The organism is Falsiroseomonas sp., assembly GCF_051859025.1.
In the GTDB taxonomy this organism is placed as follows: domain Bacteria; phylum Pseudomonadota; class Alphaproteobacteria; order Acetobacterales; family Acetobacteraceae; genus Falsiroseomonas.
In genome coordinates, this window is sequence record NZ_JBHYGL010000009.1 from 48,114 (window position 1) to 59,971 (window position 11,858).

An 11,858-nucleotide genomic window follows, 5' to 3' on the forward strand; every position below is an offset into this window, starting at 1 on the left:
GCCGGGGTGCTGGGGGCGGCGGTGCTGTCCCATCTGCCGGCGGAGCGCGCGCAGTGGCCTCTGCTGACGCTCGTCATCATCCTGGCGGGCGTCGCGCTGGTCGCGGCGGTGCTGTGGCGGGGCGAGGTGGCGCGGGCGGAGACGGAGGCCGCTTCCCGGGCCGCGGCGGCGAAGGCGGAGACGGAACAGCACGCCGCCAAGCTGCACGCCGACATGCTGGCGACCGCGGCGCATGAGATCCGGACGCCGCTGGGCGGGGTGCTCGGCCTGCTCGACCTGGTGCTGGGGGGCACGGGCCTGTCCCGCGCCGCGCGGGCGGATACGCAGGCGGCGCGGCAGGCGGCATCAGACCTGATGCTGCTGCTGCGGGACCTGATCGAGGTGCCGGGCGAGGTGAAGGCGCCGCTGGCCAGCGATCCCTTCCGGATCGATGAGACGATGGACCAGGTGGTGGCGCTGCTCCGCGCCCGGGCGGCGGCGCATGGCAACCGCCTGGCCGTCGCCATCGCCACGGGCACGCACCCGGCCTGGCGGGGCGATGCAGCGCGCATCCGCCAGATCCTGACCAATTTGGCCGCCAACGCCATCCGCTTCACCGAGGGTGGGGAGGTGCGGATCGAGGCGCGGGAGACGGCGGCGGGGCTGCTGCAACTCTCGGTCAGCGATACCGGGGCGGGCATCGCCACCGACCGGATGGCGACGCTGTTCGACCGTTTCCAGCGCAGCGAACAGGGAACGGGGCTGGGGCTTTCCATCTGCCGGGATCTGGCGGCGCGGATGGGGGGTGGCATCGCCGTCACCAGCGCGCCGGGGCGCGGCAGCCTCTTCACCGTGACCCTGCCGCTGCCGCGGGTGGCGGATGAGGAGGTGGTGCCGCCCGAACAAGCCGCCCCCGCCCCCGCACCCCCCAGCCCGTCCCGTCGGCCGGGACCGCCGGTGCTGGTGGTGGATGACGTGCCGGTGAACCGCCGGCTGCTCGGCCATGTGCTGGACCGCGCGGGCTGGGGGCATGAGGAAGCGGGCGATGCGGCGACCGCGCTGACCCTGGTGCAGTCCCGCCCCTATGCCGCCGTGCTGATGGATCTGCAGATGCCCGATGTGGATGGGCTGGAGGCGACGCGGCGGCTGCGCGCCCTGTCCGGCCCCGCAGGCCGCCTGCCCGTGATCGCCGTGACGGCACAGGGGGGGGAGGATGTGCGCACCCTGGCGGAGGCCGCGGGGATGGATGCCTTCCTGGTGAAGCCCGTCTCGGCCGCCGACCTGACTGCCGTCATCACCCGCGCCTTGGCCAACCGGGCCAGGCGGGCCGGCGGGACGCCGCTGTAGGGCCCTTGGACATTTGGCCCCGGGCCCTGGCGGGCCCTGGGGCCTGGAATCAGTCCCGCATCCCCATATAACGGCGCAACCCCGACTGACTGCCCCGAGAGGCCCCCGATCCATGAGCGCCACCGATACCACCGCCCCCGTTCCCCCCCCTGTGCCCGTCACCGTGCTGACCGGCTACCTCGGCGCCGGCAAGACCACGCTGCTGAACCGCATCCTGAGCGAGAACCACGGCAAGAAATACGCGGTGGTGATCAACGAGTTCGGGGAACTCGGCGTGGACAACGACCTCGTCGTCGATGCGGACGAGGAAGTGTTCGAGATGAACAATGGCTGCATCTGCTGCACCGTGCGCGGCGACCTGATCCGCATCATCGGCGGGCTGATGAAGCGCCGAGGGAAGTTCGACGGCATCATCGTGGAGACGACCGGGCTCGCCGACCCCGCCCCCGTCGCGCAGACCTTCTTCGCGGATGAGGATGTGAAGCGCGCCACCAAGCTCGACGCCATCGTCACCGTGGTGGACGCCAAGCACCTGCCCGCGCGGCTGAAGGACAGCACGGAGGCGCAGGAACAGATCGCCTTCGCCGACATCATCGTGCTGAACAAGATGGATCTGGTGAGCGAGGACGAGGCGACGGAGGTCGAGCGCCTGATCCGCGGCATCAACCCCTATGCCGAGATCCGCCGCAGCACGAAGTCCGACGTGCCGATCGACAGCGTGGTGGGGCGGGACGCCTTCAACCTGGCGCGGATCCTGGAGCGGGAGCCGGAATTCCTCTCCGGCGAGGACACCCATGAGCATGACAGCGAGGTGAACTCGATGTCCTTCCAGGTCTCGCGCCCGATCGACGCCGAGAAGTTCAACGTATGGATCGGGGAATTGCTGCAGTCCAAGGGCCAGGACCTGCTGCGGACCAAGGGCATCCTCTACTACGCCAATGACGACCGGCGCTTCGCCTTCCAGGCCGTGCACATGATCGCGGATGGCGACTATATCGGCCCGGTGAAGGATGGCGATGAACGGAAGTCGAAGATCGTCTTCATCGGCCGCAACCTGAACCGCCCGCAGCTGCGGCGCGGCTTCGAGGCGTGCCAGGTGCCGGCCTGAGCTGCCTTGACCTTGGGTTGACAGGCGCCGCCCGCGCGACGAAGGCGGGCGGCATCATCTGCGGGACTGACCGATGGCCGAAGTGACCGAAGCCGATTTCCTGCTGGCCAGCCGTGGCCTGGCGCGCGAACTCGGCGCCTGGGCCGTGGCGGCTGTGTTCGGGCGGGAAGGGCGGAGCCTGTCCTTCGCGCTGGCCGATGGCACCGTGCATGTCATGCCGGTCGGCGCCCAGGACGGCGAATGGCAGCGGGTGGAGGCGCATGACGGCGCCGTGCTCTCCGCCGTCGCGGATTGCCGCGCCGGCGTGCTCTCCGGCGGCGATGACGGCAGGCTGGTGCAGGTGCTGCCTGATGGCACGGTGAACGAGGTCGCGAGCTTCGGGTCCAAATGGGTCGATCACGTCGCGGCGCATGAGGGTGGCGTGCGCGCGGCCTCCGTCGGCAAGACCGTGCATGTGCTGGATGGCGCGGGGCAGAAGCTGAAGGCGCTGGCGCATCCGACGACGGTCGGCGGCATCGCGATCGACGCCAAGGGCAAGCGGATCGCCGCCAGCCATTACGGCGGCGCGTCGCTGTGGTTCGTGGCGTCCAAGGAGGACAAGCCCAAGGTCCTGGAATGGAAGGGCAGCCATCACGGCATCCTGTTCAGCCCGGATGGCACCCATGTCGTGACCGCGATGCAGGAACCGGCGCTGCATGGCTGGCGCCTGGCGGATGGGCAGCACATGCGCATGTCCGGCTATCCCGGAAAGACGCGGAGCATCCACTTCTCCTCCCGCGGCCGCTGGCTGGCGACGAGCGGGGCGGAAAGCGTGGTGCTCTGGCCCTTCTTCGGTGGCGGGCCGATGGGCAAGGCGCCGACCGAACTCGCCGGCGGCGACGAGGTGCTTTGCAGCGCCGTCGCCTGCCATCCGCAGCATGAGGTGGTGGCGGCCGGCTTCGGGGATGGGCTGGTGCTGATGGCGGAAGTGGCCAGCGGCAAGGTGGTGCCGGTGGCGCCGCCGAAGGGCAGCGCCGTTTCCACCCTGGCCTGGAATGCCGCGGGGACGCACCTCGCCTTCGGGACGGAAGCCGGGCTCTGCGGCGTGGTCGATCTGTCGAAGCGGTAGAGGGAAGCGAGCCCATGGAAATCCTGGAGACGGCGCATCTGCGCATGCCGCGCCTCGGCCTCGGCACCTGGCCGATGAAGGGGGATGACTGCACGGCGGCCGTGATCTCCGCCATCGGCATGGGCTACCGCCACATCGACACGGCCGAGATGTACGGGAATGAGGAAGCGGTCGGCGCCGGCATCGCGCAATCCGGTGTGGCGCGGGGCGACATCTTCCTGACCACCAAGGTCTGGAACGACAAGCCGAAGGGCGATGCGATCCGCCGCGCCTTCGATGCCAGCCTCCAGCGCCTGGCCACGCCCTATGTCGATCTGTTCCTGATCCACTGGCCCTCGCCGGAGCTCGACCTGCCGGATGCGATGCGCGCGCTCGCGGCGATCCGGGCGGAGGGGCGGGCCAAGGCGATCGGCGTGTCCAACTTCCCGCCCAGGCTGTTGCAGCGGGCGATCGATGAGGGTGTGGGCCTCGCCTGCCTGCAGGTGGAACACCATGCGCTGCTGGACCAGTCCCGGCTTCGCGCGATCTGCGCGGCGAATGGCATGGTGCTGACCAGCTATTCCCCGCTGGGCAAGGGCAATGCGCCGTCCGACCCCGTGCTGCAGGCCATCGGGCGCAAGCATGGCGTGACGGCGGCGCAGGTGGCGCTGGCCTGGCTGATGACCATGCCGGGCGTCTCCGCCGTGCCGAAGGCGGCCAGCCCGGCGCGGCAGGCGGAGAACATGGCGGCGTTGGATGTCAGGCTGGATGCCGATGACCTGGCGGCGATCGCCGCGCTGCCGAAGGACCGGCGCTACGTGAATCCCGGCATGGCGCCGGATTGGGTGAACGGGTAGCCGGTCACGTCCGGTGCAGGGGCCGCTTCGGGTTTCCCGGGGTGGCCAGGCAGGTGAGCATCGCGCGGCGCAGCGGCGGGGGTTCCCCCACCGCCACCTGGCGGGGTGCCTCCTCCGCGGCGTGCAACAGGAAGGGGGCGGCGCAGCCGAAGCCGGGGCCGCGCATCTGCGCGATCTCCGGCAGGGGCTCCATCGGCAGGGTCTCCGCCGCGGCGGGCAAGGCTGATGCCAGGGTCAGGACAAGGATCGGCCAGGCGCGCATGGCGGGACCTCCGCTTGCCCGTGGGGTTTCCGGGGCTTGTCGGGGCGCAACGCGGGGATGCGCCGAGGCGTTGCGGACGTATTTTTTTGCCCCCCGTCTGGAACTGTGACGTCGCGCTGCTTTGTAATGGGCGCCCAGGCAGGAGGGGAATTCCATGGCGGCAGCATCCGACGACGAGATCGATCTGGGCATCAGCCTGGAAAAGGTCGCGACCATCGTGGACCAGGCCCGGGCCGTGCAGGGGGATGAGGAGGCGGAGTTGGGTGCGGCGGCCGATGATGGTGGCGACGACACCGACGTGGCCGGCCCGGATGATGTCACGGAGGATACGCTCCGCGCCTACATCACCGAGCTGAACGATGACGAGCAGGCGGCGCTGATCGGGCTGTGCTGGGTCGGCCGCGGCGATTACGAGGCGGCCGAGTGGGATGAGGCGGTGGGCCTGGCCGCGGAACGCAATGATGGCCGCGATGCCGCCGACTACTTGCTGGGCATCGACAATCTGGGCGATTTGTTGAGCGAGGGCGTCGCGGCCTTCGGCCTGAGCCTGGAAGAAATCGAACGCTGACTCGAGACGGTCCAGGGCCGGTTCGGCCCTGGTGGATGGGGTGTGGGGAAGGCAACGCCTTCCCCACGGTCAGGCATAGTTCATTGGCGGTCCCGGCAGTCCCGCGATCTCCCGGATCAGCTTGCGTCGCACCGCGTTCCCGAAGGCCTCGAAATCCTCGGCCGCGATCATGAAGGCGCCCTGCCCGCCGATGACGCTGTCCCTGTAGTAGATGTCGAGTGGCACGGGCGGTGCGCGGCCGAAGGTCGGGCGGTCGTTCAGGATGGGCAGGCCGTTGATGGTGATGCCGTCCGCCACGGCGCGGTCGCGGGCCACCTCCGCCGGCGGGCCGGAATTGTTCACCCCGTCGCCGGAGACGTCGATGACCTTGCGCGTCGCCTCGTGCGGGCATTCGCCGATGGCGCGGCGCGATGCCTCGATGGCGCCGGAGACGGAGGTCCAGGAGAGGGAGGCGCGCGGGGCCCGTTCCAGCGTGCCGGCCCAGCCATCGGCATCGGCCTGGCTGCCGATGCGGGTCCAGGGGATGACGGTGCGCTGGTATTCGATGCCGGCCCATTCGATGTAGCAGAGGGCGACGGAGCCCAGCATGCCGCCGCGGATGGCTTCCACCACCTTGGGGTCGGTGATGGCGGCGCGGTAGCCTTCGCGTTGCAGCCGGGCCTCATCCTCATCGACCGAGCGGCTGACATCGACGGCGAGGACGAGGGCGACATCGACTGGTTCATCCGCCCAAGCGGGGCCGATGCGACTGAGCGTGGCCGCGCCTGCGGCGGCAATCAGGGACCTGCGGCGCATCGGTGGCCTCCGCGTCAGTTGGTCCCGTCATGCAACAGCAACGCGGCGTGCCGGTTCAAGCCTCAATAAAGATTTTGGCGCTGGGAAGGTTCAGACCGCGCCGCCAACGGCGGATATCAGACCGCGCCGCCAACGGCGGATATCAGACCGCGCCGCCAACGGCGGATATCAGACCGCGCCGCTAACGGCGGCGACCACGCGCGCGACCTCCGCCTCCGTCAGGTAGGGATGCATCGGCAGCGACATGATGCGCCGGCAGAGCATTTCGGCCACCGGCAGTTCCGGCGCGTTGCTGATGCCCTCGGCATGGGCCTGCGCGTAGGCGGGCTGCCGGTGCAGCGACTTCGGATAGTAGATGGCGGTCGGCACGCCGGCGGCCTTGCAGGCATCCTGGACCCGCGCGCGGGCGGCCTCATCCTCCAGCAGGATGGAATAGAGGCCCCAGGCGTGGTCCGCCCCTTCCGTGGTGACGGGGGTCTGCACCTTGCCGGCCAGGCCCTGGTTGTAGGCGGTGGCGGTGCGGGTGCGGGACGCCAGTTCGGCCTCCAGCAGCCCCAGCTTCGGCAGCAGGATCGCGGCCTGCATGGTATCGAGCCGGCCGTTCATGCCGGTGCGCTCCACCTCGTAGCGGGTCTTGCCCTCTCCGTGCGTACGCAGGCTGCGCCACAGCTCCGCGCGGTCCGCGTCATCGGTCAGCAGCGCGCCGCCATCGCCGTAGCAGCCCAGCGTCTTGGTGGGATAGAAGCTGAGCGCCGCGGCATGCCCCCAGCGGCCGAGCCGCTTGCCATGCAGCCCCGCGCCGAAGGCCTGGGCGGCGTCATCGAGGGCGAACATCCCCTTCTCCGCGCACAGCGCCTCGATCGCCGGCCAATCCGCCGGCAGGCCGAAGAGGTCCACGCCAACGATGGCGGCGGGGCGCAGGCGGCCCTGGCTTTCCACCAGCGCGATGCGGCGCTTCAGGTCATCGATGTCGATGTTGTAGGTGCCGGGATGGACGTCCACGAAGATGGGCGTGGCACCGAGCACGAGGGGAACCTCCGCCGTCGCCGTGTAAGTGAAGGCGGGCAGGAAGACGGCGTCGCCGCGGCCGATGCCCGCCCCCATCATGGCGATCTGCAGCGCATCGGTGCCGGAGGAGACGCCAACGGCATGGGCGCAGCCCGCGAATTCGGCCAGCCTCTGCTCCAGCTCCTGCACCTCCGGCCCGTTGATGAAGCGGCCGCTGTCGAGGACCGAGGCCAGGCGGCGGTCGATCTCCGCCCGGATCAGGGCCTGCTGGGCCTTCATGTCGAACAGGGCGATGGGGGGGAGGGTGGTCATGGTCATCCGTCATCCGGTCTGCCGGGCACCCATAGCCCCGCGGTGCCGCGTCGGCCAAATCACCGGGGGTTTCGGGGCGTTGCCGGGGCGGCGCATGGGCGCGCCGCATCGGCCGATCTGGCGCGCCAGGCGGAAGGGCTGCGCGGGCGCGTGGACCAGTTCCTGGGCGCCATCCGCGCGGCGTGATGCCGGGCTCCGGCCCGGCCCGGTATCCGGCGGCTGGTTAAGCGAGCCGCAAGGTTGCCCGTTCTATCCTGCGCCGGAATTCCTCGGTGCAAGGTCCAAGATGCGCATCCAATCCCGTTTCCTGCTCGGGTTCATCGCCATCGCCGCACCCGGGCTGGCGCTGTCGGCCTGGTTCGCCAGCGACGCCTGGCAGGACTCCGCCCGGGCCGAACGCGCCATCCGGGCGACGCAGGTGTTCAGCGATATCGGCCGGGCGCAATCCAGCTTCGCGGTGCAGACCGGCAACCTGACCGTGGCGCTGCGCGCGCCGACGCCGGACCTGGCCGGGATTCGCCAGACGCACGAAGCCGCGATGCAGGGGCTGGCGGCCGCTTCGCGCAGCATGGCGGCCGCGGGCACCGACGCCGCGGTGGTGCGGGAGGCCACCGCCACGCTGGAGGATCTGATGCGCCGGGTGACGGCGGCGGCCGCGCAGCCGGTGCCGGCGCGCGATCCCGCCCTGCTGGCGGATGTGCTGGCCAAGCGGACCGACCTCAGCACCCGGCTGAACGCGGTCGGCGGCGATGCGGCACGGGTCATCACCACCACCGCGCCGGCGGTGGCGCCCTTCATCGAGGTGGCGCTGCATGCCATGACGCTGCGGGAAGTGGCGGGGCGGCGGGCCCTCGGCGTCTCCCCCTGGGTTGGCGGCGCGCCGATCCAGGCGGAAGCCCTGGAAGGCTTGGTGGAGCTGAGCGGCCGGCTGACGGACGCGATGGCGAATATCGAGCGGCTGGTGGAAGCCTCCGGGGCGCCGCGCCTGGTGCGCGCGCAGGCGGAGCTGAAGCGCCTGTTCGGGCAGGAAGCCGATCCCTATTGGCGCAGCTTCATGCGGGTGGCGCGCCTGCGCCTGCAGCCGGCCACGGCGGAAACGCCCTGGCCGCAGGATGCCGCGACCTATTCCCGCTACACCATCCAGACCCTGGCGCAGCTGCTTGGCATGCGGGACGCGGCGCTGGACGAAGCGGTGGAACGCGCGACGGCGGATGATGCGTCTGCCCGGATGCAGCTGGCGATCTCGATCGCCGGGATGGTCGTGACGGGCGCGGTGATGGCGGCGGCGCTGCTGCTGCTGCTGCGGGGCATGGTGGCGCCGCTTGGCCAGTTGACGGGCACGGTGCGGCGGATTGGCGAGGGTGAGCTGACCCTGGCGGTGCCGGCGCGGGACCGGCCGGACGAACTGGGGGAGATGGCGCGGGCGGTGGACCAGCTGCGGCTGGCGTCGCTGGAGCGGGAGGCGCTGGAAGCCGCGCAGAAAGCCGAGCAGGCGGCACAGCTGGAACGCGCCCAGCGCATCGACACGCTGCTGGAGGAGTTCGAGGCCGAGACGGCGGATGTGCTGCGGAGCGTGGCCTCCGCGGCGACGGAGCTGGACGCGACGGCAACGAGCATGGCGGCGACGGCGGCGGATGGGACGCAGCGCGCGAGCGCGGTGGCGCGATCCTCGGCGGAGGCATCCGGCAGCGTCGGCAGCGTGGCGGCGGCGACGGAGGAGCTCTCGGCCTCGATCAGCGAGGTGATGCGCCAGGTGCAGGTCAGCGCCGCGACCGCGCAGGAAGCGACGGCGGCGGCGGAGCGGACGGATGTAACGGTGCGCGGGCTGTCGGAAGCGGCATCGCGGATCGGCGACGTGGTGAAGCTGATCGGCGACATCGCGGGGCAGACGAACCTGCTGGCGCTCAATGCCACGATCGAGGCAGCGCGGGCGGGCGATGCGGGCAAGGGCTTCGCGGTGGTGGCGCAGGAGGTGAAGGCGCTGGCGGCGCAGACGGCGAAGGCGACGGAGGAGATCGGCGCGCAGATCGCGGCGATGCAGACGGAGACGGGGCGGACGGTGGAGGTGGTGCGCGCCATCGCCGGCACGATCGAGGCCCTGAACCGCAACACGGCGCAGGTGGCGGAAGCGGCATCGCAGCAGGCGGAGGCGACGCAGGAGATCGGCCGCGCGGCGGCGGCGGCGGCGCAGGGCACGCAGGAGGCATCGCACCACGCGACGGGCGTCAGCCAGGGCGCGGAACAGACCGGGCAATCGGCGGCGGAAGTGCGCGCCGCATCGGCCGACCTGGCGCGCCAGGCGGAAGGGCTGCGCGGGCGCGTGGACCAGTTCCTGGGCGCCATCCGCGCGGCATAGCCCGCCCGACTTCCTGGCCCGACTTCCTGGCCCGACTTCCTGGAATGCATGCGGCCCCCGGCGGGCCTGGACGAGGAACGATCAGGATGCGCGTTCGACAATTGCTGCTGCTGTGCTTCACCCTGGTCGCCCTGCCCGGGCTGGTCGCCCTGGCCTGGCAGGCCCGCGAAGCCTGGCGGGAGGTGCGGCAGACCGAACGGGTGGTGATCTCCACGCGCCTGATCAGCGACGTCCTGCGGGGCCAGACCGCCTTCGCGCTGCAATCCGCGCGCATCAGCACGGCCATGGTGGTGGCGCAGCCGGACCTGGCCGATCTGCGCGCGGGACAGGAGGAGATGCAGCGGCTGCTGTCCGCGGCGGAGGCAAATGCGCGCGCGGTGGGGCTGGACCCCGCGCCGGCACGCGACGCGCTGCGGGCGATGACGGCGCTGACCGAACGCACGCTGGCCGCGGCATCGCAGCCGCCGGCGGCCCGGGATGCCGGCGTGGTGCGGGACCTGGCCCAGGTGCGCAACGACCATGGCAACCGGCTGAGCGGCATGGCGCGGCAAGGGGCGCGCGAATTGTCCCGCCTGGCACCGGCGCTGGCGCCGCTGCTGGAAACCGCGATGCAGGGCGGACAGCTGCGGGACATCGCGGGCCGGCGCGGCCTGCTGCTGAATGGCTGGGTCGGCGGCGGCACCATCACGCCGGAGGCGCTGGCCACCGCGCAGCAGCTGACCGGCCGGGTGGAGGAGATCCTGGCGACGCTGGAGCGGCTGGTGGAGGCGAGCGGTTCCGCCACCCTGGCGCGGGCGCATGAAAGCTCCATCCGCCAGGGCTACCTGGTGACCGGGGAGCCCGGCTTCCGCAACCTGGTCCGTATCGGCGGCCTGCGGCAGGCCGGCGGCACGGAAGCCTGGCCGAACGACCCCACGGCGCATCGCCGCTTTTCCACCGGCGCGCTGACGCAGCTTGTCGGCGTGCGCGACGCGGCGCTGGAGGAAGCGATCGCGCAGGGCGAGGCCATGGTCGCGCAGGGCTGGCAGGATCTGGCGATCATCGGCGCCATGGCACTCGCCACGCTGCTGGTGATGGGCGCCGCGCTGGTGCTGCTGCTGCGGCGCCTGGTCTCCCCGCTCGGCGACCTGGCGCGCGTGGTGCGGCGGATCGGCGGCGGGGAGCTGACGCTGGAGGTGCCCGGCAGCGCGCGGCGCGACGAGTTGGGCGATGTGGCGCAGGCGGTGGACCAGCTGCGCGCGGCCTCCGCCGAGCGGAACGCGCTGGAAGCCGCGCAGGCCGCGGAGCGGGAGGCGCAGGCCGCGCGGGCGAAGCGCGTCGATGCGCTGCTGGCGGAGTTCGGGGAGGAGACGGCCGGCGTGCTGCGCGCCGTTGCCTCCGCCGCGACGGAACTCGACGCGACGGCGACCGGCATGGCGGCGACGGCGAAGGACGGTTCCGCCCGTGCCGCGGCGGTGGCGGACAGCACCGCCATGGCCAGCGCCAATGTCGGCAGCGTGGCGGCGGCGACGGAGGAACTCTCGGCCTCCATCGCCGAGGTCGTGCGCCAGATCGAGCAGAGCGCGGGCGCGGCGCGGGAGGCGACGGCGGCGGCGGAGCGCACGGATGCGACGGTGCGCGGCCTGTCGGAGGCCGCATCGCGGATCGGCGACGTGGTGCGGCTGATCGGCGACATCGCCGGCCAGACCAACCTGCTGGCGCTGAATGCGACGATCGAGGCGGCCCGGGCCGGGGAGGCCGGCAAGGGCTTCGCGGTGGTGGCGTCCGAGGTGAAGACCCTGGCCGCGCAGACCGCGAAGGCCACGGAGGAGATCGGCGCCCAGATCGCGGCGATGCAGACGGAGACGGGGCGGACGGTGGAGGTGGTGCAGGCCATCGCGCGGACGATCGAGACGCTGAACGCCGCCACCGCGCAGGTGGCGGAAACCGCCGCGCAGCAGGCACAGGCGACGCAGGAGATCGGCGTGGCGGTGGCGCAGGCGGCATCCGGCACGCGCCAGGCCTCTGACCACGCCGCCGGCGTCAGCGCCGATGCGCAGCGCACGGGCAGCGCGGCGGCGGATGTGCGCAGCGCCTCCGCCGAACTGGCGCAGCAGGCGGAAGGGCTGCGCGGAAAGGTGGACGGGTTCCTGGTGGCGATCCGCGCGGCGTGAACTGCCCGGGGCCGCCCCGCGGCCCC

10 protein-coding genes are annotated in these 11,858 nt (G+C 71.8%); 7 read left to right on the forward strand and 3 right to left on the reverse strand.

The window, feature by feature from the left end; genetic code table 11:
• Positions 1–21 precede the first annotated feature (21 nt).
• The 4 genes from ACTIE5_RS10695 (at position 22) to ACTIE5_RS10710 (ending at position 4,378) form a co-directional block, all read left to right on the forward strand.
• A complete protein-coding gene (locus ACTIE5_RS10695) occupies positions 22–1,326 on the forward strand; it encodes an ATP-binding protein (protein ID WP_439549686.1) in 1,305 nt (434 codons plus the stop codon).
• 112 nt (positions 1,327–1,438) lie between these two features.
• Positions 1,439–2,434 (forward strand): CobW family GTP-binding protein, encoded by a 996-nt coding sequence (locus ACTIE5_RS10700; RefSeq protein WP_439549687.1) that lies wholly within the window; start codon positions 1,439–1,441, stop codon positions 2,432–2,434.
• Positions 2,435–2,507: 73 nt separating this feature from the next.
• Positions 2,508–3,542 carry a WD40 repeat domain-containing protein gene (locus ACTIE5_RS10705; protein ID WP_439549688.1) on the forward strand — a complete coding sequence of 345 codons (1,035 nt, stop codon included), beginning with the start codon at positions 2,508–2,510 and terminating at the stop codon, positions 3,540–3,542.
• Between the two features lie 14 nt (positions 3,543–3,556).
• The gene (locus ACTIE5_RS10710; protein ID WP_439549689.1) at positions 3,557–4,378 is read left to right on the forward strand and encodes an aldo/keto reductase; all 822 of its coding nucleotides are present in this window, start codon (positions 3,557–3,559) and stop codon (positions 4,376–4,378) included.
• A gap of 4 nt (positions 4,379–4,382) precedes the next feature.
• Here ACTIE5_RS10710 and ACTIE5_RS10715 read toward each other — a convergent pair whose 3' ends face one another.
• Positions 4,383–4,640, reverse strand: a complete 258-nt coding sequence (locus ACTIE5_RS10715) for a hypothetical protein (protein ID WP_439549690.1) — start codon at positions 4,638–4,640, stop codon at positions 4,383–4,385.
• Between the two features lie 154 nt (positions 4,641–4,794).
• Between ACTIE5_RS10715 and ACTIE5_RS10720 the strand changes: the two genes are divergently transcribed.
• A complete protein-coding gene (locus ACTIE5_RS10720; RefSeq protein WP_439549691.1) occupies positions 4,795–5,208 on the forward strand; it encodes a DUF3775 domain-containing protein in 414 nt (137 codons plus the stop codon).
• Positions 5,209–5,277: 69 nt separating this feature from the next.
• Here ACTIE5_RS10720 and ACTIE5_RS10725 read toward each other — a convergent pair whose 3' ends face one another.
• Together ACTIE5_RS10725 and ACTIE5_RS10730 are read right to left on the reverse strand one after the other, a co-directional pair.
• A complete protein-coding gene (locus ACTIE5_RS10725) occupies positions 5,278–6,003 on the reverse strand; it encodes a DUF1194 domain-containing protein (protein WP_439549692.1) in 726 nt (241 codons plus the stop codon).
• Between the two features lie 168 nt (positions 6,004–6,171).
• Positions 6,172–7,329 (reverse strand): DegT/DnrJ/EryC1/StrS family aminotransferase, encoded by a 1,158-nt coding sequence (locus ACTIE5_RS10730; protein ID WP_439549693.1) that lies wholly within the window; start codon positions 7,327–7,329, stop codon positions 6,172–6,174.
• A 280-nt stretch (positions 7,330–7,609) separates the two neighbouring features.
• Between ACTIE5_RS10730 and ACTIE5_RS10735 the strand changes: the two genes are divergently transcribed.
• Entirely contained in the window at positions 7,610–9,679 is a 2,070-nt protein-coding gene (locus tag ACTIE5_RS10735) for a methyl-accepting chemotaxis protein (protein ID WP_439549694.1), read from the forward strand.
• 86 nt (positions 9,680–9,765) lie between these two features.
• The gene (locus ACTIE5_RS10740) at positions 9,766–11,832 is read left to right on the forward strand and encodes a methyl-accepting chemotaxis protein (protein ID WP_439549695.1); all 2,067 of its coding nucleotides are present in this window, start codon (positions 9,766–9,768) and stop codon (positions 11,830–11,832) included.
• Positions 11,833–11,858: the final 26 nt, after the last annotated feature.

Coding starts and splice junctions, on each gene's coding strand:
- ACTIE5_RS10700 (WP_439549687.1), top strand. CDS start 1,439: ATGAGCGCCACCGATACCACCGCCCCCGTTCCCCCCCCTGTGCCCGTC.
- ACTIE5_RS10705 (WP_439549688.1), top strand. CDS start 2,508: ATGGCCGAAGTGACCGAAGCCGATTTCCTGCTGGCCAGCCGTGGCCTG.
- ACTIE5_RS10710 (WP_439549689.1), top strand. CDS start 3,557: ATGGAAATCCTGGAGACGGCGCATCTGCGCATGCCGCGCCTCGGCCTC.
- ACTIE5_RS10715 (WP_439549690.1), bottom strand. CDS start 4,640: ATGCGCGCCTGGCCGATCCTTGTCCTGACCCTGGCATCAGCCTTGCCC.
- ACTIE5_RS10720 (WP_439549691.1), top strand. CDS start 4,795: ATGGCGGCAGCATCCGACGACGAGATCGATCTGGGCATCAGCCTGGAA.
- ACTIE5_RS10725 (WP_439549692.1), bottom strand. CDS start 6,003: ATGCGCCGCAGGTCCCTGATTGCCGCCGCAGGCGCGGCCACGCTCAGT.
- ACTIE5_RS10730 (WP_439549693.1), bottom strand. CDS start 7,329: ATGACCATGACCACCCTCCCCCCCATCGCCCTGTTCGACATGAAGGCC.
- ACTIE5_RS10735 (WP_439549694.1), top strand. CDS start 7,610: ATGCGCATCCAATCCCGTTTCCTGCTCGGGTTCATCGCCATCGCCGCA.
- ACTIE5_RS10740 (WP_439549695.1), top strand. CDS start 9,766: ATGCGCGTTCGACAATTGCTGCTGCTGTGCTTCACCCTGGTCGCCCTG.